Origin of the sequence: Lachnospira multipara LB2003, from assembly GCF_000702205.1 — a bacterium.
Taxonomy (GTDB): domain Bacteria; phylum Bacillota; class Clostridia; order Lachnospirales; family Lachnospiraceae; genus Lachnospira; species Lachnospira multipara_A.
Map to the genome: position 1 here is coordinate 90729 of NZ_JNKW01000004.1, position 25450 is coordinate 116178.

Below are 25450 nucleotides of genomic sequence, written 5' to 3' on the forward strand. Positions count from 1 at the left end.
TGTTAATCTGGCTTACGCAGATTACATTAATCAAATACTCGTTGTATTGGTTAAAGACTTAATTACTTAGCGTCCTTAGGTCTCTTAGCACCATACTTAGAACGAGCCTGTCTTCTCTTAGCTACACCTGCAGTATCAAGTGTACCTCTGATGATATGATATCTTGTACCTGGTAAATCCTTAACTCTTCCACCTCTGATAAGTACTACAGAGTGTTCCTGAAGATTATGACCTTCACCTGGAATGTATGATGTTACTTCGATACCATTTGAAAGACGTACTCTGGCAATCTTTCTAAGAGCTGAGTTAGGCTTCTTAGGTGTTGCTGTCTTAACAGCTGTACACACACCTCTCTTCTGTGGAGCAGAGATGTCTGTAGACTTCTTCTTAAGAGAGTTGTATCCCTTCTGAAGAGCTGGAGCTGTAGACTTCTTTACAGTAGACTTTCTTCCTTGCTTTACTAACTGGTTAAATGTAGGCATTCGTATTTCACCTCCCGGAATTAGAATAAAATTTGGTTGCATCTTAGTAATTCACTAAGAATGTTGCGCAACAAAATAGGGCATACCTATTTGGCACGCCCTAAAATTATATTATTTTCATTCATATATGTCAAGTAGGTATATTTATATTAACCTATAATTTAATCAGAAATCTATTTTTTATTTTTTCAACGATTTCTGTGCCTCTATAATAATAAAAAAACTCAAAAAACAAAACAAAGACGTTCTATAAAATAATTTATAGAACGTCTTTATTATACTATTATTATTTAATTAAATTCAATGTTTATTATTCTGTTACACTTATTTCTTCAGTAGCATCTGCATCTTCAGAAATAGTTAACTCTTCTACAGGTTCTTCATAATCAAGTCCTGTATCAAGCTGAACATTCTGATATCTCTTCATACCAGTACCAGCTGGAATTAACTTACCGATAATAACGTTTTCCTTAAGACCGATAAGTGGATCAATCTTACCATTAATTGCTGCATCAGTAAGAACCTTAGTTGTTTCCTGGAATGAAGCAGCTGAAAGGAATGAATTAGTTGCAAGTGAAGCCTTAGTAATACCTAAGATAATAGGTGTACCTGTAGCAGTTCTCTTACCAGCTGCCTCTAATGCTTCATTAGTTTCTGTAAATTCTATAGTTTCAACTGTAGATCCTGGTAAGAATTCTGAATCACCTGGTTCATCAATAACAATCTTCTTAAGCATCTGACGAACAATAAGTTCGATATGCTTATCGTTGATATCAACACCCTGAATTCTATAAACGCTCTGAACTTCTCTAAGGATATAATCCTGAACAGCTCTAACGCCTAAGATTCTAACGATATCATGTGGGTTTTCAGAACCTTCTGTGATTTCTTCACCCTTCTTAACAACCTGTCCTTCTTCAACTTTACGTCTAGTATCTTTAGATAATGGATAAGCCTTAGAATTACCTTCATCATCAGTGATGATAATCTCTTCCTTTTTCTCTGTCTTGTTGATACTTACAGTACCACCAAATTCAGCAAGAACAGCTAACATCTTAGGTTTTCTAGCTTCGAAAAGTTCTTCTACTCTAGGAAGACCCTGAGTAATATTATCACCGGCAACACCACCTGTATGGAAAGTTCTCATAGTAAGCTGTGTACCTGGTTCACCGATTGACTGAGCAGCGATAATACCAACTGCTTCACCAACCTGTACAGTCTGACCTGTTGCAAGGTTTGCACCATAACACTTAGCACAAACACCAATATGTGAACGACAAGTAAGGATTGTTCTAATCTTAACTTCCTTAACACCTGTCTTACAAATAGCTTCTGCTCTCTTAGGAGTTACAAGATGGTTAGCCTTAACAATTATTTCACCTGTTTCAGGATCAACAATATCTTCAGCTAAATATCTACCTGTAATTCTTTCCTGTAATGGTTCAAGAATATCTTCCTTAGAACCTGAATGTGATGATCTTTCATTAACGAAAGAATAAACATACATACCAGGAATTGCCTTACCTTCTGAACAGTCAGTTTCTCTAATAATAAGATCCTGAGATACATCAACAAGACGTCTTGTTAAGTAACCTGAATCGGCTGTTCTTAAGGCTGTATCAGAAAGACCCTTTCTAGCACCGTGAGCAGAGATGAAATATTCAAGTACATCAAGACCTTCACGGAAGTTAGACTTGATAGGAAGTTCGATAGTATTACCTGATGTATCGGCCATCAAACCACGCATACCGGCTAACTGTTTAATCTGCTGGTTAGAACCTCTGGCACCTGAATCGGCCATCATGAAGATGTTGTTATACTTATCAAGACCTTCAAGAAGGGCATCCTTTAACTGATCATCAGTTTCCTGCCATACTCTAATTACATTCTTATGTCTTTCTTCATCAGTTGAACGACCACGGTTGTAGTTTCTTGTAATCTGTTCAACCTTAGCTTCAGCTTCAGCAATAAGCTGCTTCTTAATAGGTGGCACTGTCATTTCTGAAATAGAAACTGTCATAGCCGCTCTAGTAGAATACTTATAACCCATTGCCTTAATATCATCTAATACTTCAGCTGTCTTAGTAGTACCATGTGTATTAATAACATGCTGTAAGATATCCTTAAGCTGCTTTTTACCAACATGGAAATCTACTTCTGGAAGAAGGAAGTTTTCTTCCTTCGATCTATCAACATAACCTAAATCCTGTGGAAGGATTTCGTTGAATAATAATCTACCAAGTGTAGTTTCAACATTACCTGATACTTCATTACCATTAGCATCAGTCTTAGTTACATGAACTAAAATCTTTGAATGAAGTGTAATAACACCATTCTCATAAGCTAAGATAGCTTCATTAGTACTCTTAAAGAATTTACCTTCACCCTTAGCGCCAGGTCTTTCCTGTGTTAAGTAGTAAATACCAAGTACCATATCCTGTGAAGGAACAGCTACAGGACCACCATCTGATGGCTTAAGTAAGTTGTTAGGTGAAAGTAACATAAATCTACATTCAGCCTGAGCTTCAACAGTTAATGGAAGATGGACAGCCATCTGGTCACCATCGAAATCGGCATTGAAGGCTGTACAAACAAGTGGATGTAACTTAATAGCCTTACCTTCTACAAGGATTGGTTCAAATGCCTGAATACCAAGTCTATGAAGTGTAGGAGCACGGTTAAGCATAACTGGATGCTCTTTAATAACATCCTCTAATACATCCCAAACCTCTGTTTCAAGATGTTCTACACTCTTCTTAGCTTTCTTAATATTATCAGCAAGACCACGTCTTACTAACTCTCTCATAACAAATGGCTTGAATAATTCAATAGCCATTTCCTTTGGAAGACCACACTGATAAATCTTAAGTTCTGGTCCAACAACGATAACTGAACGTCCAGAGTAATCGACACGCTTACCAAGTAAGTTCTGTCTGAAACGACCCTGCTTACCCTTTAATAAATCAGATAATGACTTAAGAGCTCTATTACCAGGACCTGTAACAGGACGACCATTACGACGACCGTTATCAATAAGAGCATCAACAGCTTCCTGAAGCATTCTCTTTTCGTTACGAACGATAATTTCAGGAGCGCCAAGCTCTAATAAACGAGCAAGACGGTTATTTCTGTTGATGATTCTTCTATAAAGATCATTAAGATCTGAAGTAGCAAATCTACCACCATCTAACTGAACCATAGGTCTTAAATCTGGTGGAATAACTGGAATCTCTGTTAAGATCATCCATTCAGGCTTCTGACCAGCATTAATAAATGCTTCAAAAACCTCAATTCTCTTGATAAGTCTAGCAGCTTTCTGAGATGTTGTAGTTGCTAATTCTTCCTTAAGCTTTGCAGCTTCTTCTTCAAGATTAACCATTGAAAGAAGCTCAAGAATAGCTTCAGCACCCATACCTACTCTGAAAGTATTACCATACTGATCATATAATTCTCTATATTCTGTCTCAGATAAAATCTTCTTAAATGGAATATCAGTTTCACCTGGGTCAATTACAATATAAGATGCAAAATAAAGCACCTTCTCTAAGTTCTTAGGACCGATATCAAGAATAAGATCCATTCTACTTGGAATACCCTTGAAATACCAAATATGTGATACAGGAGCTGCTAAGTGAATATAACCCATACGATCTCTACGTACAGATGCCTTAGTAACTTCTACGCCACACTTATCACAGATAATACCCTTATCTTTGATCTTCTTATATTTACCACAGTGGCATTCCCAGTCTTTACTAGGTCCAAATATTTTCTCACAGAACAAACCATCTCTTTCAGGCTTAAGTGTTCTATAGTTAATAGTTTCAGGTTTAGTTACCTCACCGTAGTAACCATCACTACGACGAGCCCATTCCTTAATTGTTTCAGGAGATGCAAGCTTAATCTGAATCTTGTCAAATTTTAAAGACTTATTGCTCTTTAAATTCTCTGCCATTATAGTGCTCCCTTCTCTTTATTCTTCGCTACCGTCACCGTAATCATCAGCTTCATCAAAACTATCATCAAAGCTATCGTCTACATCAGTAGCATCTTCAAAGCCATCTTCACCTATCTCTTGAATAGTTGAACCAGCCTTAGCATATTCAGCTTCCTGTTCTCTAGAGTTTCTTCTATAGTTACCATCATCTAAGACTTTCTTAAAATCAGTAACTTCATATTCAGAACTCTCAAGGAGCTTAACTTCGTTATTATCTGCATCAAGAACTCTAACATCAAGTGCAAGTGACTGTAATTCCTTAAGTAATACCTTGAATGATTCAGGGATACCTGGTTCAGGAATATTCTCACCCTTAATAATAGCTTCGTATGTCTTAACACGTCCAACAACATCATCAGACTTAACAGTTAAGATTTCCTGAAGTGTATATGCAGCACCATAAGCTTCAAGAGCCCAAACTTCCATTTCACCAAATCTCTGTCCACCGAACTGAGCTTTACCACCAAGTGGCTGCTGAGTTACAAGTGAGTAAGGACCTGTTGAACGAGCATGAATCTTATCATCAACTAAGTGGTGTAACTTTAAGTAATGCATGAAACCGATTGTAACTGGGCTATCAAAATATTCACCAGTTCTACCGTCACGAAGTCTTACCTTACCATCACTACCAATCTGAACACCCTTCCATTCAGCTCTATGATCTCTGTGCTCTGAAAGATATTCAAATACTTCGTCCTGAAGTACATCTTTATACTTATCTTCAAATGTTACTAAATCGCTTGGTAATTCTTCACCCTGCTTTTCAGCTTCTTCTTTCCATTCTTCTAATTCCTTAGCATCAAATGGAGTATTAGCATAGTCATTAGCAAGCTGTAATGTTTCAGTAATATCATTTTCATCAGCACCATCGAATACAGGTGTTGAGATATTAAATCCTAATACCTTAGCAGCTAAACTTAAATGAATTTCAAGGACCTGACCGATGTTCATACGTGAAGGAACACCAAGTGGGTTAAGTACGATATCAAGAGGACGACCATTTGGAAGATATGGCATATCTTCAACAGGAAGAACTCTTGAAACAACACCCTTGTTACCATGACGACCGGCCATCTTATCACCAACGCCAATCTTTCTCTTCTGAGCGATATAAATACGAACTGATTTATTAACGCCAGGAGCTAATTCATCGCCATTTTCTCTTGTAAATACCTTAACACCTACGATAATACCGTATGCACCATGAGGTACCTTAAGTGAAGTATCTCTTACTTCTCTAGCCTTTTCACCAAAGATAGCTCTAAGTAATCTCTCTTCAGCTGTAAGTTCTGTTTCTCCCTTAGGAGTAACCTTACCAACTAAGATATCACCAGCACGAACCTCAGCACCAATACGGATGATACCGTTCTCATCAAGATCCTTAACAGCTTCAGCAGCAGTTGAAGGTAAATCTCTTGTGATTTCTTCTGGTCCAAGCTTAGTATCTCTAGCTTCTGTTTCATATTCTTCAATATGAATAGATGTATATACATCATCTCTAACAAGACGCTCACTAAGAAGTACAGCATCTTCGTAGTTATAACCTTCCCATGTCATGAAACCGATAAGAGGGTTCTTACCAAGTGCAATTTCACCATTAGAAGTTGAAGGACCATCAGCAATAACATCACCCTTCTTAACTTCATCGTTCTTAAATACGATAGGTCTCTGATTATAACAGTTAGACTGGTTAGATCTTGAATATTTAGTTAAATGATATTCTCTAACGTTACCATCTGTTTCTCTAACAACAATCTTGTTAGATTCAGAAGATAATACAACACCATCTTCTTCAGCAACTACACAAACACCTGAGTCAACTGCAGTCTTATTTTCAATACCTGTACCAATTACTGGAGCTTCTGTCATAAGAAGAGGTACTGCCTGACGCTGCATGTTAGAACCCATTAAGGCACGAGTACAGTCATCATTCTGAAGGAATGGAATCATAGATGTAGCAACTGAGAAGACCATCTTAGGAGATACATCCATTAAATCAATCTGTTCCTTGGCAAACTGAGAAGTTTCTTCTCTAAATCTACCAGAAACTGTATTACGAACGAAATATCCGTTCTCATCAATTTCAGCATTAGCCTGAGCAACATGGAAATCATCTTCTTCATCAGCTGTGAAGTATCTAACTTCATTAGTTACTCTAGGATTCTTAGGATCAGTCTTATCTACAATACGATATGGTGCTTCAATGAAACCATAATCGTTAATTCTAGCATATGAAGCTAAAGAGTTAATAAGACCGATGTTAGGACCTTCTGGTGTCTCGATAGGACACATTCTACCATAGTGAGTATAGTGTACATCTCGAACCTCGAAACCTGCACGATCTCTAGAAAGACCACCAGGACCTAAGGCAGAAAGACGTCTCTTATGAGTAATCTCACTTAATGGGTTATTCTGATCCATGAACTGTGACAACTGTGAACTACCAAAGAATTCCTTAATAGCAGCTGTTACAGGCTTAATATTAATTAATGACTGAGGTGAAATACCTGAAAGGTCCTGAGTTGACATTCTTTCACGAACAACTCTTTCCATTCTTGAAATACCAATTCTAAACTGGTTCTGTAATAATTCACCAACAGCTCTAATACGTCTGTTACCAAGGTGATCAATATCATCCTTTGTACCAATACCGTACTCTAAGTGCATATTGTAGTTAATAGAAGCAAAAATATCTTCTACTGTAATATGCTTTGGTACTAAATCAGCAATATTCTTCTCAATTGCATCCTTAATATCATCAATATCAGAATTTTCTGAAAGAATCTGTTCAAGAACTGGGTAATAAACAGCCTCATTAACACCTAATTCTTTTAATTCTTCTTCTGATAAATCAACCCACTTTCTAATATCAACTGCACGGTTAGATAAAACCTTAACAGTTCTATTAGAAACTGTACCGTCAAAGTTCTTTATTTCAACATTGACAAATACAGAAGCAACAGCTGCATCCTGGATTTCCTGACCTAATTCTCTAGTGACTCTATCACCAGCCTTAGCAATTACCTGGCCATTTAAATCTACAACATCCTCAGCTAATATCTGACCGTTAAGTCTGCTTCTGAAAGATAACTTCTTATTAAACTTATATCTACCAACTCTAGCAAGATCATATCTTCTAGGGTCAAAGAACATACCATGAATAAGCGATTCAGCACTTTCTACTGATAAAGGTTCGCCTGGTCTTAACTTCTTATATAATTCAAGAATACCTTCCTGATAATTAGAAGAAGAATCCTTCTCCATAGTAGCAAGAAGTTTTGGTTCTTCACCAAAAATATCTATAATTTCGGCATTAGTATTAACACCCATAGCACGAATAAGAACTGTAATAGGTACCTTCTTATTACGGTCAACCTTAACATAGAATACATCGTTAGCATCTGTTTCGTACTCTAACCATGCACCTCTATTAGGAATAACCTGAGCGCTATAAAGGAAAATCTTACCGTACTTATCCTTCTGAATATCGTAATATATTCCAGGTGAACGTACTAACTGGCTTACGATAACTCGTTCAGCACCATTAATTACAAATGTTCCTGTTCTAGTCATTAAAGGAAGATCACCCATGAAAATTTCATGTTCACTTATTTCTTCACTTTCTTTGTTGTGAAGTCTTACTTTAACTTTAAGTGGAGCTGCATATGTTGCATCTCTTTCTTTACACTCTTCGATGGAATACTTTACTTCATCCTCGCATAACTCATAATCTACAAATTCAAGACTCAATCTACCATTGTAGTCTGCAATTGGAGATATGTCATCAAAGACCTCTTTTAAGCCTTCGCGCAAGAACCACTGATAAGAATCCTTCTGGACCTCAATAAGGTTAGGCATTTCAAGAACTTCCTTGGTTCTAGAAAAACTCATGCGCATTGATTTGCCTGACTTTACTGGGCGTAATCTGTTCTTTTCCATTGACGTTTCACCCCTTGTGTTTATTTCGCAAATGTGGTTTTTATTTCAATAAAAGTGCCAAATAGACACACTTACCACAATAGTGCATTGTCCATATTATCACAATAAGTCAAGTTAGTCAATATTAACATAGGGATTTTTTAAGAAATATTTTAATAGAATAAGCACTGCATCGCGTTAATGCAAAGAATCATTCTACGCAAAATGCAGTACTATAAATTTATATGATTTGTAAAGCTGCCTTTATTAATCAGGCTCTACAATTTTAGTTCCATTTTTAACCGCTAAAGATAACCATTCATATTTAGCTTTTCTAACATTCTTTAAAGCTTCTTCAATAGTCTTACCTTCACTAACAACTTCAGGTAGTTCAGGATAACAAGCTGTAAATGTGTCATTATTTTTGTTCGGAATAATTCTAACCCTATATGGTAAATCGTTATAATACTCTACTGATTTCATATCAAGTTGGACCTCCCAAATATAAGAATTAAAAAAGAGCCCAATCGAGAGCTAGCTCACCTTTGGGCTCTTAATAATTATATCATAGTTTCAAATAAGAAATCTATAAGCTAAATTACTTTAATGTTACTGTAGCACCAGCATCTTCAAGCTTCTTCTTGATTTCTTCAGCTTCTTCCTTAGAAACAGCTTCCTTGATAACCTTAGGAGCAGCTGTAACCATATCCTTAGCTTCCTTTAAGCCAAGACCTGTGATTTCACGTACAACCTTGATAACGCCTACGCCTGAACCTGCTGTTAATTCAACATCAAATTCTGTCTTTTCTTCAGCTGCTGCTGCACCTGCTGCTGCAACTACAACGCCTGCTGCTGCAGATACGCCGAATTCTTCTTCACATGCCTTAACTAAATCATTTAATTCTAAAACTGATAAACCCTTGATTACTTCAATAATTTCCTGTGTTGTCATAATCACTAAATCTCCTTTTCTAAAAAGTTGTGGTTAAACCACTATTTATAAATTGCTTAAACATGTTATGCATACGCATAACCAAATACTTCTAATTTGTATCAGCTAATTAAGCTGCACCATTCTCGTTCTTTTCAGCGATCTGCTTAATAACACGAGCGAAGTTTGTAATAGGTGACTGCATAGAGCCAAGTAACTTGCTGAGAAGTTCTTCTCTTGAAGGGATGCTTGCGATAACCTTAACGCCATCCTTATCATAAAATGTACCTTCAACAACAGCTGCCTTTAACTCAAGTGCTTCTGCCTTTTCTGCGAACTTAGCTAAAACTCTTGCTGGAGCTGTAGCATCATCCTTAGAAATTGCAATAGCGTTAGTACCATCAAGTAACTCTGTGAAGTTCTCGAATTCTGTACCAGCAATTGCTCTCTTAACTAAAGTGTTCTTATAAACCTTGTAAACTACACCAGCTTCTCTTAACTGCTTACGAAGTTCTGTATCTTCAGCAACAGTTAAACCCTGGTAGTTAACTAATACAACGCCACAAGCGCCATCTAAGTTAGCCTTAATTTCGTCTACGATAGGTGCTTTAAGTTCTACCTTTGCCATTAATATTTACCTCCTATTTAGATTCTTTCCACTACTAAGAGTGGTGAATTGCCACATGAAGTAAAGAAAAAGCCCTTCTGCCAAAGACAGAAGGGCTGAAATTACAAATTCAAATTTCTTTCCTCGGCGAGCGTGTTACCTTTAACCTTACGGACTCACTGTCTTAGGGCAATATATATATGATAAATAACCGAAGTTAATCATCAACGTGTGATAGTATACTATCAAAATATATAGGTTGTCAAGCGTTAATATTAGCCAACGTATTTAGCTGTTGAAACCTTAACACCAGGACCCATTGTAGAAGTAAGAACTACACTTCTTAAATACTGACCCTTAAGTGTTGCTGGCTTAGCCTTAACGATTGCATCCATAATAGCCTGGAAGTTGTCTGATAACTGTTCTTCTGTGAAAGAAGCCTTACCAATTGGCACGTGAATGATATTTGTCTTATCAAGACGGTACTCAATCTTACCAGCCTTGATATCATTAACAGCCTTTGTTACATCCATAGTAACTGTACCAGCCTTAGGGTTTGGCATTAAGCCCTTAGGACCAAGTACTCTACCGAGACGACCAACAACGCCCATCATATCAGGTGTAGCAACAACTACATCAAAATCAAACCAACCATCGTTCTGGATCTTTGGAACTAATTCCTCAGCACCAACGAAGTCAGCACCAGCTGCTAAAGCTTCATCAGCCTTTGCACCCTTAGCGAATACTAAAACCTTTACAGTCTTACCTGTACCGTGTGGAAGAACAACAGCACCTCTGATCTGCTGTTCAGCATGACGTCCGTCACAACCTGTTCTAATGTGTGCTTCGATTGTCTCATCAAATTTAGCAACTGCAGTCTTCTTAACTAATGAAACTGCTTCTGTTGCATCGTATAATGTAGCGCGGTCAATATTCTTGGCTGCTTCTACATATTTCTTTCCTCTTTTCATTATATAAACCTCCTAGTGGTAATAACGGAAGGATTAACTTTCCTCCCACATATATCAAAGTATGTGATATATGTTGTATTTTGCTCCTGCAATTCACATATGTGATAAAGAGCCGTTTCTAAATAACTTTCGTAAGTTTGTTAACTAAAGGCTAATTAGTCCTCTACAACAATACCCATACTCTTAGCTGTACCTTCGATCATTGAAGTAGCTGCTTCGATTGAAGCTGCATTTAAATCTGGCATCTTAAGTTCAGCAATCTTCTGAACTTCAGATCTCTTGATTGTAGCAACCTTAGTCTTGTTAGGAACACCTGAACCTGACTTAATGTTGCAAGCCTTCTTAAGAAGAACAGCAGCTGGTGGAGTCTTTGTAATAAAACTAAAGCTTCTATCAGCATAAACAGTAATAACTACAGGGATGATTAAATCGCCCTGATCTGCTGTCTTAGCATTGAACTGCTTAGTAAATTCTACGATATTAACTCCGTGCTGACCAAGTGCAGGACCAACTGGTGGTGCTGGTGTTGCCTTGCCTGCAGGGATCTGTAATTTAATATAACCTGTTACTTTCTTTGCCATAGTGGCACCTCCTAAAAATAATGTGGTAAATGGCGACCAATAATAAAAAGGAATATAAGCACTATAGAACAATCTTAATTCCCTGGTCTCCCACGCTCGAATATCGAGCCGCTTATTCTAACAAATAAGCCTTAATTGTTACATTAATTTCACGTCTGTGAAATCAATTTCGACCGGTGTTTCACGGCCAAACATTTCAACGTTAATAGTAAGTACTTGCTTACTTTCGTTGATACTAGTAATCTCTCCAATAGTGTCTTCCCAAGCACCAGAAAGAATCATTACCTTATCTCCAACCTTACCGTCGAACTGAACTGTTTCTTTCAATTCTCCTGTTGGAAGGTTAATTCCTAATGACTTGATTTCACTTGGAGTTAATGGAACTGGTTTTGATCCAGGTCCTACGAATCCTGTAACGCCTCTTGTATTACGAACGACATACCAACTATCATCATTCATAACCATTTTGATAAGGACATATCCAGGAAGCATCTTCTTTTGAGCAGTCTTCTTAGAGCCGTCCTTAACTTCGACTACAGTCTCGAGAGGAACGAGCACTTCTAGAATCTGGTCTTGAAGATTTCTGTTTTCAACTGTTTTTTCTATGTTGGCCTTTACTTTATTCTCATAACCGGAATAAGTATGAACAACATACCATTTTGCTTCGTCCATTCTATCACCTTTTCCTTATTATTTTACGATGAATTCAATACCAAAGCGGACAATTAAATCCACTACCGCAATAATTACACCTAATAATACGGATACAAATAGAACTGAAACTGTCTCTCTAGTAAGTGTCTGACGATCTGGCCAAACAATTTTAGAAAATTCTGCCTTTAATCCTTTAAACCAGCTCTTCTTCTGCTTTTTAACGTTAGCTTCGCTCATAATTGCACCTCACTGTTTAGATTACTTTGTTTCCTTGTGTAATGTGTGTGACTTACAGAACTTGCAGTACTTCTTAGTTTCCATTCTGTCAGGATGTGTCTTCTTATCCTTAGTTGTGTTGTAGTTACGCTGTTTACACTCTGTACATGCCAATGTTATCTTTATACGCACAACTTCCACCTCCAATTTACTTAATTTTGTAGGTGTTTATAACACCAATTGGTAGCTTTAATTTATGCTTAAATTATAGGGTTATTTAATTTAGGGCATAAAAAAAAGACCTCTTCCATAGCCGTTCTAATATATCACAGTCAAAACAACATAGTCAACATGAAAATTAAAAAATATTCTTTTGGTAATATTTTATTATCAAATATATCAAATTTTGCTTTACAAATGTTTAGTACCATGGTACTATAAGATTAAGATAAAGGATGGATTAGTATGTAATTTTATAATTTAGTAGGGAAAGGATTCCTATTACTATCTATATTGATTATACAGACAAGGAGGTGACTGTTATGATCAGTAGCGTGTACGATTACTATTTGTCCCAGTATGGACACAAAAGTAATGCCAAGTACGATTCGCATACCAAGAATGAGTTAAAAAATACATATAACAAAGTAATAAAGCATAACAGTCTTACTCCAACCTATAAGACTGATACTTCTAATGATGCGCTTAAATATGCCATCGACCTTAAAGAGAATGCTAGAGAGCTTAGTAATATTGCCAATGATTTATCTAGCGAAGACGGAACTAGCTTAGTATATAAAAAAGCAGCCATTTCAAGTAATCCTGATGTTGTAGAAGCAATTTATATAGGTGATTCCAAAAAAGACTTAGACACGTTAAGCATAAGCGTAGAACGCTTAGCAAGCAATCAGGTTAACACTGGAAATTATTTGCAGCCAAATACTAGTCTTTTTGAAGCAGGGGATTATTCCTTTGATTTAAGCATACATAATATAACCTATGAATTTCAGTTTAAGGTATATGACAACGAATCAAATCTTGATGTACAAGAGAATATATCAAGACTAATTAATAATTCAAATATAGGACTCTCATCACAGATACTAACTAATAATCTAGGAAATACTGCACTAAGCATAGAGTCCAAAGCCACAGGTATAAAAAATGTAAAGCCTATTATTTTTAATATAATGGCTAACACAGATACAAGTGGCGATGAATTAACCAATGACGAAACTTCCAATAAACAAGTTCGCAATTCTAATCTAATGCGAACGCTAGGCTTAAATAGGATTTCCCAATTTCCTACTAATGCCTCTTATACAATTAATGGAGATCAAAGAGCAAGTCCTAATAATGATGTTATTTATAACAAAGAATTTGTTCTTAATCTTAAGGCCGTCTCCGAGGAGCCGGTTACTGTAAGTCTTCTTGCAGATGCAGATTCAATAGTAGAATCCATTGAGGAGCTTGTATCCGGCTACAACAAGTTGATTTCAGTAGCTACGGATGAAACCAATAACAGATTTGGTGGCAACGAGAAGCTACGTAAAGAGATTATCGGAATAGCAAATTCCTATAAGGAACAGCTATCAACCAACGGTCTTACAGTAGATGACCATGGTTTAATAAACGTAGATAAAGGGCAAATTGTTGAACTTGCTAGAACTAACGATTTAACTGGTATTTTCAATGATTTAAATTCATTTAAGAGTAACATTCAGAAGAAGGCTGAAGAAATATCTCTTGACCCAATGAACTACGTAAACAATAAGATTGTGGCTTATAAAAATCCACAAAGAACAACTACTGACCCATACAACCCTTCTGCCTATAGCGGAATGATGTTTAATGGGTATACGTAGCAGCAAGTTTTATACTTGCACCCTAAAGCACATCAAATATTAAAGCGCTTATAACATATGTTATAAGCGCTTTTTTATTAACTTCTCTACAATTTTAACCCCACCCCCTTTTTAGTTTCTGCCTTCTTGGATGCATCCGCGAGATTCTGCTTCTGGTGCAGAATCTGATACATTTACCACACTATCCTTGCCTTATTGTTTCAACACTTTTTTCGTTCACAAAATGGAATACCACGCATTGTCAAGCTTGCTATACCCATCAAAAATCATATCCTGGTCCATATCTTTCAGCCCATTTTTCCCATATTGAACTTTTAATATCAGATCTGACATATTATTCCATCCTTTATTCGCAACCTTTGATAACAAATCCCTGACCCAGTTTTGCATCTGGTCACGATAATCTGATGGTACTGTCTTTTCAATGCTTTGATCTGCTATTTCCAGCACATCCTTCCCTTCATCTGTATAAAATGAGCCGTTCTTTTGAATCAGATCATTCAATTTTAGACCAGTCAATTCATTTATACGTGCGAAGGCTTGATATTTAGTATTCGCTTCTTCCGATATTTGAATACTATTACAATTATCCTGTGTGCTTAGCTTGTATAAATGCAAAAACAGGTTCTTCCCATTCGTTCCGACATTCATACCTTCTTCTATCATATCTTTTATTGTGTCTTCAATACCGCTAACAGAAATGTATTTGCTGTACGGATCAACAGAAATAATACAATTGTCTTGTATCTCATTAGGATCAATTCCGGTATCTCTTAAAATATTGTCAATTTGAGTATTAATCACACGTCGTTCCCATTGTAATCGATCATGATCCATTACATCTGAATTAAATTCCATACCTCTAAACAGAGAATCCGAGAAATTAACTCCTCTGACATGTCCAGTGTTCAAATACGACTTTTCATTCCTATACCCAGCCATTCTCTCTTCTTCAGAAAGATCTCTTTCGTATATAGCGGAATACTTATTAAAATACTTGTTGTTCAAATATTCATCTGTATCGCCGTACCTCTTTGCAGCTGCCGAAACTTTTGAATACTTTTCGTCTAGTGCTGCTTTAAGTGCCGAAATCAAATCATGATACTTCACAGCACTTTTATCTATACTTGTCCCGGCATTTTTTATTTCTGTATCGTTTTTTCCCTCGCCTCCTGTATGTATCCTGTAATATCAATTGTTTTATCTACATATCGTGTCTCACATTTAAAGTCATTGCAACCGTATGACATCATCAACTTTGCATCATTGCTTATGCTGTAACTGTCTTTTACGGATGTGCACTCCAGCGAGCTTTTCAATTCTTTTTTTCCACTTGATACATAAGATGGCTTTATCTGATTAGTTACTACCTGATTGTCAAAACGAATGTTCATCTTTTATATCACCTCAATATGTTGTGTAGTCTGTAAATGCCATATCATATTCCCAGTTGAGCGTAAGTTTAACATTTTTCATGGTAGATTTTGCTGTTGCAAGCGCATTATATTTAAATTTCCATTGCTGTTTAGCCTCAATGTCATCGCTTGAATTAATCGTATAACTTCCGCTTGATGAGCTTGCATATGTAGATGTATACCACGTTCCATCCACTCTTAACATGTGGTGAACATTACCCTGGCTTGGCGTCTGTGTTCCGCTTGTAGAAGCAGACGTTACAATAGCATGTGGGGGTATCGTTGTATTATTTGTAAGATTAAGCGTTAATTCTGTGGAATCCGCACCGGAAGGTTAAGCTGCAGCAATCTTTAAATCAGCTTCACGCTTAAAGTCTTCAACAAACTTTAAAATGCCTGTAAATGCTTCAACTCTTGCAGCATCATCTTCATCCTGATTAGCCTTATTTAATTCAAGAACATAAGCATTAACTTCATCCTGATCAATAACTGCGCCATTAGGATTAATCATATCCTGTGTAGAACCATAGATACTAAAAATCCAATAAAGGCCCATTAAGATATGATGCATATATTCGTCTGTATCTGGAAGTTTGTTGCCAGAATATTCATCAATAATACGACTAATAGCTGTAATAAGCTTTTCGCAATATGGGCTTGCTGCCTGTAATGCTTCAATCTGTTCTAATTCTAATTTACTCATAAGTAAACCTCCTTACTCTACCGACAAAGCGGTAATTATCCAAATATCCACCTTTACAATAAAGGTATGTTTTTGTAGAACAGCTGGCGCCTATACGCTAAAAAAGGTTATTCAAATATATAATAACGATTTGTGGTACATGCGTAACAACTACTTAATTGACGCCAGCCCTACAGCACATCTGTAATATATATCGGAACAACCTTTTTATTCTTAACCCTTTTATTGATTTTTCAAAAATTTTTCTATAATCATCTCTTCATCATGCTCGCCATTAGCCTTAACAGGTAGTGCTTCTTGGCTTACAATGATTTTTTGTATTTCCCAACGATAGCCTTTTTTCTCATTATATTTATCAATTAGGTGTTTAAATCTAGCCTCGTTGTCATTTTTATTAATAGGAACAATAATAGCAGTTAACATATCTGCATATTTAATAACAAAAGTATCAGCAATGCCAGAAAGTTCAGACAACTGTTTGCATGTTACCTTTTTACTAATCTTCTCACCTGTAGCAAGCTGAATAAGATCAGGATTTGTCTTTTTAAGATGAAGTCTACCATCTGCAGTTATTTCACCATAATCCTTAGTATGGTAAACACCTCCATCAAGCGCCTTAGAAGTATATTCTGGATCAGTTTCATAACCTGCCATAATCATATCGCCGCCAATTAGTATTTCACCATCATCTGCAATACTTGCACTAACCCCATCAAATAACTCAAAGCTCTCATCGCCAGCCTTGCCAATACCAATACAGCCAGATGTTTCAAGGGCTCCATATACGCTATAAGCTTCAACGCCCCTGTTCATCATTTCCTCAAGGTATTTCTTAGGACACTTAGCTTCACCCACAATAATTTTCTTAATTTCCTTATTATAGCCATTAACTCTATAAAGATATCTAGCCATAGCAGGTGTTATAGGAAGAACTGTTGCATTGTAATAATAAGTATCTGCATCAATATGACGAAGACCTCTACCAACAGCAATACATGCGCCATTAGACAGTGGCCACATAAGGCCATAAAGCACAGCAAAAATTCTATGCATGCTAATAGGTGTAAGAACAGTATCATTTACACCACAAGTTAATTTACTATTAACAGCATTAGCTGCTGCCACAAGGTTTTCTGAGGTAAGGACAGCAGCCTTATCATATTCACCACCAGTAGCAGTAAACATAAGAATATTGCCCTCTCCATCCTTTTGATTTAATTTAAGTCCATCAACATTGTCCTTTTCAGCATTCTTAATAATTCTAGCATCTGCATCAGCTAAGATGTACTGATTAGTCGATGTAAGAATAAATTCAACGCTGGCTTTGCCTAGGAGATCTTTTCTAACTTGAGAAGGAAGGAAAAAATCCACCAAAACCACGTCCTTACCTGAAACAATCGTTCCAAGCATATTAACAATCCATCTATAGGAAGATGGGCCATAAATTGCAACCCTTTGTCCCTGAAATCTCTGTAAATGAATTGCTTTATGAACAACATCATCTAATAATTGCTTATATGTCACTTCAAAAGTATCATAAATAATCGCCCTTTTATCAGGCCATTTTCTAGCAGCTTCTTCTAAAAAATTATAAATAAAACAATCTTTGTTCATCAATATTCCCCTTAAAATGTAATCTCATATTACAAGTAAATAATAGCACAAGAAAGGTACTTTTCCAACTAAGTTTTTTAAGATTATTTACATAATTTTACTATTTTGTTATAATTATATAAGAATGTTTTGTAGCGTGAACAAGTTAAGAATTTGGGGGATTTATGAAGGTATTAATTTACAGATACGGAAGCATTTGTGAACCTGATATAATAAGCGGCTTAAACTATTTAGGCTTTGATACCATAGAATGTACTAAGGAAATGGAAGATAAATCCTTAAAGCCTGCAGTTGCAGCCAAGATTGTATCAGGGATAATAATGGAGAATAAATTTGATTTTTGCTTTAGCATTAATTTTTTCCCATGGTTATCAGATATCTGCCAGCTGCTTAATTTAAAATACATAAGTTTGATTGTAGATAGTCCAGTGCTAGAGCTATATTCGGACTCAATTAAAAATCCCGTAAATAAAATCTTCTTATTTGACCTAGAGCTATTTAATAGCTTTAATAAATTTAACCCGGCTAATATATTTCATATCCCCCTATTTGCTAATACAAGGCGAATTGATGACCTTATAAAAAACACAAGTAAAGAAGTCAAAGAAAAATATAAATCTGACATATCATTTATAGGTTCAACCTACGAAGAAAAAAACATCTATACTAGCAAAGAAATGTCCGATTATAACAGGGGCTTCCACGACTCTATAGTAGAGGCGCAATCAAGAATCTCTGGGCTAAATCTACTATATGACTTAATTGATGAAAATTTTACAGATGAATTTTTAAAAAAATCCCAGGGCTTGCTCTTTTTACCAAAGGATAGTAGTAATGGGGATATTAAAGCTTTAGTTAGTGATGCTTATTTAAGCTATAGAGCTAGCTTCCTTGAAAGGCATCGAATACTTTTTGAACTATCAAAGGAATTTAATGTGGATTTATACACTGCAAGTAATATCTCTAATCTTCCAAATGTTAATTATAGAGGAATGGCAAGAACACTTACAGAAATGCCACTGATTTTTAATATGAGTAAAATCAATCTAAATATCACTTCAAAAGCTATAAAATCAGGGCTTCCATTGAGATTATTTGATTGCTTAGGAAGTGGAGGCTTTACACTAACTAACTATCAAAGTGAGCTTTTAGTTTTATTTGAAGATGGCAAAGATTTAGTTTGTTATGAAGATATAGATCATCTAAAAGAGCTTTGTAGCTATTATTTAAGCCACGAAGAAGAGCGACTAATAATTGCAAAAAATGGACATGATAAAGTAGCAAAATACCATAATGTGACCACTAGATTATTGCAAATAATAGACATCGCATTTAAATGATAGATGTAAGGGGATAGAATATGAATATATTAATATACGAACACAATCACTTTGGAATAGATGATTTAAAGGAAGTCCTTACTAAGATGGGACATAGCTTTAAAATAGTCTCAGACTATGACTTGTCAGAAAGAAAGGACTCTAAGTTTGAAAAAGAGTTTTTTAAGCTCTATGAAGAAGGTAAATATGATTTTGTATTTACTTTTAATTACTATCCAATAATTTCCAACTGCTGCCAGAAAATAAATAAGCCCTATCTATGCCTTATTTATGACAGCCCACATATAAATACCTATTCCTATACCCTGATTAATTCCTGCAATCATGTATTTACCTTTGATAGCGCCGATTTCTTCTTTTTTAGGGATAGAGGAATAAATACAATAAATTACATACCACTACCAGTGAATACATCTAGATTAGAAAGACAAACAAAAGTACCAAATCCCCACTTTGCATCAGATATATCCTTTGTAGGGGCACTCTATAATGAGAAACACAACTTTTATGAACGACTAGTAGATAGTAAAATAAGCGATTATACCAAGGGATATTTAGAAGGCATTATGGCAGCCCAGGAGCATATCTATGGAAATTTTCTCTTAGAAAGCCTAATTAATGGCCCCATACTAGATGATATGATGGATAAAATGCCTGCAAATCCTAATGCTGATGGAGTTGAAACAAGTAGCTACATTTATGCCAATTACTTTTTAAGTAGAAAAATCACAAGTAATGAGCGCATGCATATATTGGAAAAATTAGACAAAAGCCTAGCAAGTAAATACAAAGTAAATCTATACACCCATACGCCACCCAAAAATCTTAAGCATATAAACTGTTATGGAGCAATCGATTACATCAATGATATGCCTCAGGTTTTTAAAAATTCAAAAATCAATTTAAACATATCTCTAAAAAGTATAAAGACAGGAATACCACTTCGCTGCATGGATATACTTGGATCTAATGGATTTTTATTAACTAATTACCAGGAAGATATCCTAAGGCATTTCAGAGATGGTGTAGATTTAGTTATATATGAAGACTACGATGATTTAATTAGAAAGTGCGACTACTATCTAGAACATGATAATAAGAGGGAAGAAATTAGCCACAACGGATTTATGAAAGTGTCTAAAAACCACAGCTATGAAAAGGTGTTAAATACCATGTTTAATAGCCTATAATTAAAAGCTAAACATGTGATTAACTCTATCCTCATAACTAAAGGCTTTTTTTATAATATCCATACCCTCATTAATAATTTCATTTCTAACAGTGTCGTTGTTAACAAGAAATATAACCTTGTCCATTAATTCTTCAATAGAATCAAAAGTAACAATACTCTCATTAGGAGTAAAGTACTCAAAAATCTCTGGCTGTGGATTAGAACACACAAGACCACCGCAGCCAATAATATCAAGGACTCTAAGGGGAATTCCACTTTCAATTCCACTAAAGCTAATATTTAAATTTACCTTGGAATTTCTATAAATATCTGGCGTCTTATCATAACTAATTTCGCCACCCATAAAGGTATTATCAAGTCCCTCAACTTTGTCCTTAGAATAAATAGCAGTCCCCACCTTATTTTCAAGAAGCAAAAAAGCCTTCATTCTCTCACGCCTAGTAACTTCCCTACTAAAGCAAAGCGCAATATCACTTTTACTTAATTTAGTAAAATCCCCAATGTCCGTTTTTTTCATAAGGCAAGTATTAATATCTTCTACAATATCATCAGCTAAACAACTTTCAATAATATTGCCCCCTTGAAGCTTACGCTGAAACTCCACCAAGCCATCAATATAGCCCTTTAGATACTTATTTACAGAGGAGAGTAAATTTAAAGAATCAGATTCATACATGGAAGCCACCATGGAAAAATCATGAATATAACATGGACTATTATTAGCAACAGGCCTTATACTTGTGGCAAGGGGAAGATGATAGCTATTTTTATAGCCTTTCTTATGAAGTTTCTCAACATAATTTCTATCATAGAAAAATGCCTTATTAAAGTCATAAGAAAGTCCTGCCAATTCACTTAAATCAAAAGGCATTGTAAGGTTCCAGCTAATATAAATAAGCTTTCCACCTGCTAAATCAACTGCCTTAGAAATAATAGGCTTAAAATCAACGGAGAAGACATGGCTATAACCACCATTCTTAATTTCTTTTACTAAGCTTACAAGCTCTTCTTCACAAGATTCTATTGGGTTTACTTTTCCATTATAATTTTTCACATCAAAGCCTAATTTATCAAAACATTTGCTAAGCTCATCTTCAATTATAGAATTACACCTATAAAATAAAATCTTCATCCTATCCCCCATACCTATAATTAATCATCAAGGCCTAATATCTCATTTATAATATTATCTAAGTCTTCTACTCTTCTCTCCCAGGAATGATTCTTACTAACCTTCTTATAAGCATTAGCAATAATTCTTTCCCTTTCATTATCATTATTAAGATAGAACCTAACTTTATCTGGCAATTCATCAATATTTTTTAGATTAAAAAGTACCAGCTCCTCACCATCAATAAAGTTTTCATGTAAAGCCTTAGAATCATCCGAGATACATAAACTCATATTAAACATAGAATTTAGTACCCTCTCAGTTATGCAATCCTTATGCCAAGAAAAAACATTAAGAGAAATCTTACTCTTAGCCATTTCAAGAAGTCCCTCTTCATAGTTTACTTCCCCATGAATCTTTAGATTCTCATATTTTGCAAATATCTTATTTTTCCAACTATTGCCATAGACATGAAGCTCTATATTACTATCAAGCAAAGCCTTAATAACCTTCTCTCTATAAAGAGCAGTTACAATCCTTGCTACCATCCACAAATGATTCATAGTTACTAAAGTAAGCTTTCTGTCATTATATAGATCATGTAAATATTCATCTTCTCTAAAGACCAAGTCAATGGTTTCCTTATAGGCCACTTCAAAGGTCTTAGCTGGGTCCTTTTTTAGAAGCTGCAGCATTTTATTAGCAATATAGCGTTCCTCTCCCTTTAGATTATAAAGGTCTCTAATATAATCTCTATAATCCGTAAAAGAGCCCATAAAAATTAAATCATATGTCTTATTTTTCCAATCAAGACTAAGACCAGAAACTCTACTACCTCCTGGCCACCAAGAATAACCTTCCTTAACAGAAGTAAAATTAGTCTTAGCAAATTTAGCATAGTCCATATCCGGTGATAGACAGTAATAATCATTTACAGGGAACATTAAAAAATAGCTAATATAAAGTGGATGGTCAAAAATATCCATAAACTTAGGGCAATCTATGGCATTAATATTTACTTCATCTGAGTTAATGTCTGCAAAAATATCAGACTGAAAACCAAGAATTGCCCTTATATGCATATTTTTTGCATCTTCAATCCATTGTTTATTCTTATTCTTAATTAAGATTACACCCCTGCCCACATTAAGAGCAGCCTTATAAAATCTACTAGCAAATTCTTCTATAACATCAAGGCATAAATTATCCTCATCCATAATAACCACAATAGGATCCTTTATCCCCATCTGCTTAAGTAATTTCTCATCATTATCAACAAAAGCACTAAAGCTTTTGTTAAGAAGTTCCTTTTGATCAAAGAGCTTAGCCCAATCTTCCGTTCTCTTAACAGCAGAAGTTAAAAGTTTTATCTGCTCTAATTTTTTTCTGTATCTCGCTAGAACATATGCATAAGTTACAAAATCTTCCCTATAAACAGGCTTAATTTCAAAATTAGCAAACTTAACAAAATAATCTAAGCTATCAAGAAATGGGCTATATTCTTCAAGTCTTAATAAAAGCTCATAATCCTCTGCACTTTCAAGCAAGTCATTAAATCCACCAACCTGTTTTATAGCATTAACACTTACACAAAGCCCTGATAATCTTGAATTGTTGAGCATCATAATTCTTTCAAAGGAATATTTATAGCTAAAAGCTCTATCAATATCTTTAGGATCATCGCTGTTTGCAATGGCTCCAATCCAGATTTGATCATAGAAATTTTTAAGGAATTCCTCATCCTTTACAAAAATCACATATTTAGTTTGAACATATTTAATGGCAGCATTTTTAGCCATGGAATAATTTTCTATTGTTTCATCATCCCACACACATTCAATACATATATTAAGTTTTGTCATTTCCCTTTGTAAGCCAAAGGCACTATCCTTAACACCCTCAAGAATGTTTTTGTCATTTACAATAACAACAAGGGTTAATAAACCTTCCGTCTTATTTAGCTCAATCCAATTCATTTAACTATTTCCTTCCTAATAGGCCTAGATAATAATTAACTTCCGCAATATCCTTATATTCATCAATATCTGCTGAATGTGTTTTATCCATAATGTAACCAATTTCGTTATCATTAAGACTTGTATCCTTGTTTAAATCATCAACTCTATTAATATAAATAGCGCCATTAACCTTGTAATAGGTTGGTAAATCTTGTCTTCTTATTGTTGAATTGCCTTCTATAATCCTTACTAAAAAACCATTTTCATCAAACTTTCTCATAAGTATAGGAGATTCCTCAGCCTCAGACACAGATACAAGTCCTTTTTCTTCATTCTTAACAAATGTATCTAGGGCTCCTGCTATATCTGATGCTGTTCTTAGTGGAGAAGTTGCCTGTAATAAAACCACATAGTCAAACTCTCTCCCCATATTCTTTAGAGCTTCTATGGCATGCAATACCACATCTATGGTCTTAGAAGTATCACTTGCTAGTTCGCTAGGACGCATAAATGGAACTTCCGCTCCAGCTCTAATAGCTGCCTTAGTTATAACTTCACTATCCGTTGAAACAACAACACTGTCTATATAATCGCACTCAAGTGCTGAATTAATAGTGTAGGCAATTAGCGGTTTTCTGTTAATTTTGTAGATATTCTTATTAGGAATACCTTTGCTCCCCCCTCTTGCTGGAATTAATGCCAAAACCCTTTTACCATTAATCATAGCTACACCACCTTATCTATTTTTAATCATCTAAATCCACAAATTTCTTTTGTATATCATATTTCCATATATCTTCCCTGTTTATTATTTCCATAAATTTATCTGTAGAATTACCCGTACCAAAATCGTTTCTAGTGATCCTATAATCATCTACATTATTAATACAAGTCAGTATATCTTTTTTTCTTTCGTTAGCATGTTGAATATTAGAATTTTCTAGTTTATATCTTCCCTGCTGCCTTGTGCCTAAATCAATTGCAGGAACACCATAAACAGAAGTTTCTCTAATACCAGCGGAAGAATTACCTATTACAAAATCCGCAGATTTCATTAAAGTTAAAAAATACTCAAATCTAATAGATGGAAAAAGCCTAAACCTTACATTATCCTCAAGCCTTTGATATTCATTTAGAATAATCTCAGAGCCATAATCATTATTTGGAAAAATCACTATATAATTCCTATTAGATTCTATTAATGCATCAACAAGATTCTTTACCTTATTACCTATTTTCTTATATTCTGTGGTAACGGGATGATACATGCATATTCCGTAATTTTCAAAATTAATGTCATATCTAATTTTTGCAAGGCCAATACTTGGTAACTTATTAGAAAGCATAATATCAATATCAGGTGAACCCATTATAAAAATTCGTTTTTCCTCTTCCCCCAACTGTAGCAGGCGATTCTTTGCCTCTACGTTACTAACAAGGTGAATATGGGCAAATTTAGAAATAGCGTGTCTAATAGATTCATCAATTGTACCTGAAAGTTCTCCACCCTCAATATGCGCCACTTTTATATTTTTTAATGCACCAACAATAGCACCAGCAAGGGCATCATTTCTATCTCCATGTACAACTATTAAATCCGGGTTAACATGATCGATATATTTTGTAAAATGGCAAATAACGCTACCTAAATCAAAGCTCATATCTCCTGTATTTCCCTGAGAAAAATCCACATATACGTTAGAATATCCATCCTTTAAAACCTCCCTATATGTACAACCAAGATGCTTTACAAGATGCATACCAGACACATAAACATAAGCTATAAAACTTGAGCTTTTCTCAACTTGTCCAATTAATGATTTAATTTTTCCATAATCAGCTCTTGTACCTGTAACAAACACAATTTTTTTGATTTTCTTTCTTGTATCCCCCAT

Annotated in this window: 22 protein-coding genes and 1 other annotated feature; of the genes, 3 read left to right on the forward strand and 19 right to left on the reverse strand. The window is 35.2% G+C overall.

Annotation, left to right across the window (positions count from 1 at the left end):
• Nucleotides 1–62 precede the first annotated feature (62 nt).
• From rpsL to rpmG, 11 genes are all read right to left on the reverse strand, one after another.
• Entirely contained in the window at nt 63–482 is a 420-nt protein-coding gene (gene rpsL, locus T537_RS0103120) for a 30S ribosomal protein S12 (RefSeq protein ID WP_027437036.1), read from the reverse strand.
• 310 nt (nt 483–792) lie between these two features.
• The gene (gene rpoC, locus T537_RS0103125) at nt 793–4437 is read right to left on the reverse strand and encodes a DNA-directed RNA polymerase subunit beta' (RefSeq protein WP_027437035.1); all 3645 of its coding nucleotides are present in this window, start codon (nt 4435–4437) and stop codon (nt 793–795) included.
• A gap of 18 nt (nt 4438–4455) precedes the next feature.
• Nucleotides 4456–8418: a DNA-directed RNA polymerase subunit beta gene (locus T537_RS0103130; protein WP_031556245.1), complete on the reverse strand. Its 3963-nt coding sequence runs from the start codon at nt 8416–8418 to the stop codon at nt 4456–4458.
• A 246-nt stretch (nt 8419–8664) separates the two neighbouring features.
• Nucleotides 8665–8880, reverse strand: a complete 216-nt coding sequence (locus tag T537_RS0103135) for a type II toxin-antitoxin system HicB family antitoxin (protein WP_031556247.1) — start codon at nt 8878–8880, stop codon at nt 8665–8667.
• A 115-nt stretch (nt 8881–8995) separates the two neighbouring features.
• A complete protein-coding gene (gene rplL / locus T537_RS0103140; protein WP_027437033.1) occupies nt 8996–9349 on the reverse strand; it encodes a 50S ribosomal protein L7/L12 in 354 nt (117 codons plus the stop codon).
• 109 nt (nt 9350–9458) lie between these two features.
• Entirely contained in the window at nt 9459–9956 is a 498-nt protein-coding gene (rplJ, locus tag T537_RS0103145; RefSeq protein WP_027437032.1) for a 50S ribosomal protein L10, read from the reverse strand.
• A 56-nt stretch (nt 9957–10012) separates the two neighbouring features.
• Nucleotides 10013–10142: a sequence feature (ribosomal protein L10 leader region), on the reverse strand.
• A 68-nt stretch (nt 10143–10210) separates the two neighbouring features.
• On the reverse strand, nt 10211–10906 hold the full coding sequence (gene rplA / locus T537_RS0103150) for a 50S ribosomal protein L1 (RefSeq protein WP_034209983.1): 696 nt from the start codon (nt 10904–10906) through the stop codon (nt 10211–10213).
• A gap of 155 nt (nt 10907–11061) precedes the next feature.
• Nucleotides 11062–11487 carry a 50S ribosomal protein L11 gene (gene rplK / locus T537_RS0103155; protein ID WP_027430870.1) on the reverse strand — a complete coding sequence of 142 codons (426 nt, stop codon included), beginning with the start codon at nt 11485–11487 and terminating at the stop codon, nt 11062–11064.
• Nucleotides 11488–11625: 138 nt separating this feature from the next.
• Nucleotides 11626–12159: a transcription termination/antitermination protein NusG gene (gene nusG, locus T537_RS0103160; RefSeq protein WP_027437031.1), complete on the reverse strand. Its 534-nt coding sequence runs from the start codon at nt 12157–12159 to the stop codon at nt 11626–11628.
• 18 nt (nt 12160–12177) lie between these two features.
• Nucleotides 12178–12378, reverse strand: a complete 201-nt coding sequence (gene secE / locus T537_RS0103165) for a preprotein translocase subunit SecE (RefSeq protein WP_027437030.1) — start codon at nt 12376–12378, stop codon at nt 12178–12180.
• A gap of 21 nt (nt 12379–12399) precedes the next feature.
• A complete protein-coding gene (rpmG, locus tag T537_RS0103170; RefSeq protein ID WP_027430873.1) occupies nt 12400–12549 on the reverse strand; it encodes a 50S ribosomal protein L33 in 150 nt (49 codons plus the stop codon).
• Between the two features lie 350 nt (nt 12550–12899).
• Here rpmG and fliD point away from each other — a divergent pair, with 350 nt between their 5' ends.
• Nucleotides 12900–14222 (forward strand): flagellar filament capping protein FliD, encoded by a 1323-nt coding sequence (fliD, locus tag T537_RS0103175; RefSeq protein WP_031556249.1) that lies wholly within the window; start codon nt 12900–12902, stop codon nt 14220–14222.
• Nucleotides 14223–14438: 216 nt separating this feature from the next.
• Here fliD and T537_RS11945 read toward each other — a convergent pair whose 3' ends face one another.
• The 4 genes from T537_RS11945 to T537_RS0103190 form a co-directional block, all read right to left on the reverse strand.
• Nucleotides 14439–15404, reverse strand: coding sequence for a DUF4885 family protein (locus tag T537_RS11945; protein WP_081823240.1), 966 nt, complete (start codon nt 15402–15404; stop codon nt 14439–14441).
• A 225-nt stretch (nt 15405–15629) separates the two neighbouring features.
• On the reverse strand, nt 15630–15842 hold the full coding sequence (locus T537_RS12325) for a hypothetical protein (protein WP_027437027.1): 213 nt from the start codon (nt 15840–15842) through the stop codon (nt 15630–15632).
• Between the two features lie 129 nt (nt 15843–15971).
• Nucleotides 15972–16340 carry a hypothetical protein gene (locus T537_RS12330; RefSeq protein WP_051637150.1) on the reverse strand — a complete coding sequence of 123 codons (369 nt, stop codon included), beginning with the start codon at nt 16338–16340 and terminating at the stop codon, nt 15972–15974.
• 222 nt (nt 16341–16562) lie between these two features.
• On the reverse strand, nt 16563–17954 hold the full coding sequence (locus T537_RS0103190; protein ID WP_031556251.1) for an AMP-binding protein: 1392 nt from the start codon (nt 17952–17954) through the stop codon (nt 16563–16565).
• 164 nt (nt 17955–18118) lie between these two features.
• Between T537_RS0103190 and T537_RS0103195 the strand changes: the two genes are divergently transcribed.
• Nucleotides 18119–19294, forward strand: coding sequence for a glycosyltransferase family protein (locus T537_RS0103195; RefSeq protein WP_031556252.1), 1176 nt, complete (start codon nt 18119–18121; stop codon nt 19292–19294).
• Between the two features lie 20 nt (nt 19295–19314).
• Nucleotides 19315–20484: a CgeB family protein gene (locus T537_RS0103200; RefSeq protein ID WP_031556253.1), complete on the forward strand. Its 1170-nt coding sequence runs from the start codon at nt 19315–19317 to the stop codon at nt 20482–20484.
• On the opposite strand, the gene T537_RS0103205 is transcribed toward T537_RS0103200, so the two are convergent.
• From T537_RS0103205 to neuC, 4 genes are read right to left on the reverse strand one after another with little or no spacing between them, the layout of a single operon-like run.
• Nucleotides 20485–21618 (reverse strand): glycosyltransferase family protein, encoded by a 1134-nt coding sequence (locus T537_RS0103205; RefSeq protein ID WP_031556254.1) that lies wholly within the window; start codon nt 21616–21618, stop codon nt 20485–20487.
• Nucleotides 21619–21638: 20 nt separating this feature from the next.
• The gene (locus tag T537_RS0103210) at nt 21639–23573 is read right to left on the reverse strand and encodes a glycosyltransferase family protein (protein WP_031556255.1); all 1935 of its coding nucleotides are present in this window, start codon (nt 23571–23573) and stop codon (nt 21639–21641) included.
• 4 nt (nt 23574–23577) lie between these two features.
• The gene (locus tag T537_RS0103215) at nt 23578–24279 is read right to left on the reverse strand and encodes an acylneuraminate cytidylyltransferase family protein (RefSeq protein ID WP_031556256.1); all 702 of its coding nucleotides are present in this window, start codon (nt 24277–24279) and stop codon (nt 23578–23580) included.
• 22 nt (nt 24280–24301) lie between these two features.
• The gene (gene neuC, locus T537_RS0103220) at nt 24302–25450 is read right to left on the reverse strand and encodes a UDP-N-acetylglucosamine 2-epimerase (RefSeq protein WP_197018731.1); all 1149 of its coding nucleotides are present in this window, start codon (nt 25448–25450) and stop codon (nt 24302–24304) included.

Bases quoted from the DNA above. Each gene is read 5' to 3' on its own strand.
- secE (WP_027437030.1), bottom strand. From the start codon at position 12,378: ATGAGCGAAGCTAACGTTAAAAAGCAGAAGAAGAGCTGGTTTAAAGGA.
- rplL (WP_027437033.1), bottom strand. From the start codon at position 9,349: ATGACAACACAGGAAATTATTGAAGTAATCAAGGGTTTATCAGTTTTA.
- T537_RS0103135 (WP_031556247.1), bottom strand. From the start codon at position 8,880: ATGAAATCAGTAGAGTATTATAACGATTTACCATATAGGGTTAGAATT.
- fliD (WP_031556249.1), top strand. From the start codon at position 12,900: ATGATCAGTAGCGTGTACGATTACTATTTGTCCCAGTATGGACACAAA.
- T537_RS0103215 (WP_031556256.1), bottom strand. From the start codon at position 24,279: ATGATTAATGGTAAAAGGGTTTTGGCATTAATTCCAGCAAGAGGGGGG.
- rplJ (WP_027437032.1), bottom strand. From the start codon at position 9,956: ATGGCAAAGGTAGAACTTAAAGCACCTATCGTAGACGAAATTAAGGCT.
- rpoC (WP_027437035.1), bottom strand. From the start codon at position 4,437: ATGGCAGAGAATTTAAAGAGCAATAAGTCTTTAAAATTTGACAAGATT.
- T537_RS0103190 (WP_031556251.1), bottom strand. From the start codon at position 17,954: ATGAACAAAGATTGTTTTATTTATAATTTTTTAGAAGAAGCTGCTAGA.
- T537_RS0103205 (WP_031556254.1), bottom strand. From the start codon at position 21,618: ATGAAGATTTTATTTTATAGGTGTAATTCTATAATTGAAGATGAGCTT.
- T537_RS0103130 (WP_031556245.1), bottom strand. From the start codon at position 8,418: ATGGAAAAGAACAGATTACGCCCAGTAAAGTCAGGCAAATCAATGCGC.
- T537_RS12325 (WP_027437027.1), bottom strand. From the start codon at position 15,842: ATGTTAAGAGTGGATGGAACGTGGTATACATCTACATATGCAAGCTCA.
- T537_RS12330 (WP_051637150.1), bottom strand. From the start codon at position 16,340: ATGAGTAAATTAGAATTAGAACAGATTGAAGCATTACAGGCAGCAAGC.
- neuC (WP_197018731.1), bottom strand. From the start codon at position 25,450: ATGGGGGATACAAGAAAGAAAATCAAAAAAATTGTGTTTGTTACAGGT.
- rplK (WP_027430870.1), bottom strand. From the start codon at position 11,487: ATGGCAAAGAAAGTAACAGGTTATATTAAATTACAGATCCCTGCAGGC.
- rplA (WP_034209983.1), bottom strand. From the start codon at position 10,906: ATGAAAAGAGGAAAGAAATATGTAGAAGCAGCCAAGAATATTGACCGC.
- rpsL (WP_027437036.1), bottom strand. From the start codon at position 482: ATGCCTACATTTAACCAGTTAGTAAAGCAAGGAAGAAAGTCTACTGTA.
- nusG (WP_027437031.1), bottom strand. From the start codon at position 12,159: ATGGACGAAGCAAAATGGTATGTTGTTCATACTTATTCCGGTTATGAG.
- T537_RS0103210 (WP_031556255.1), bottom strand. From the start codon at position 23,573: ATGAATTGGATTGAGCTAAATAAGACGGAAGGTTTATTAACCCTTGTT.
- T537_RS0103200 (WP_031556253.1), top strand. From the start codon at position 19,315: ATGAATATATTAATATACGAACACAATCACTTTGGAATAGATGATTTA.
- T537_RS0103195 (WP_031556252.1), top strand. From the start codon at position 18,119: ATGAAGGTATTAATTTACAGATACGGAAGCATTTGTGAACCTGATATA.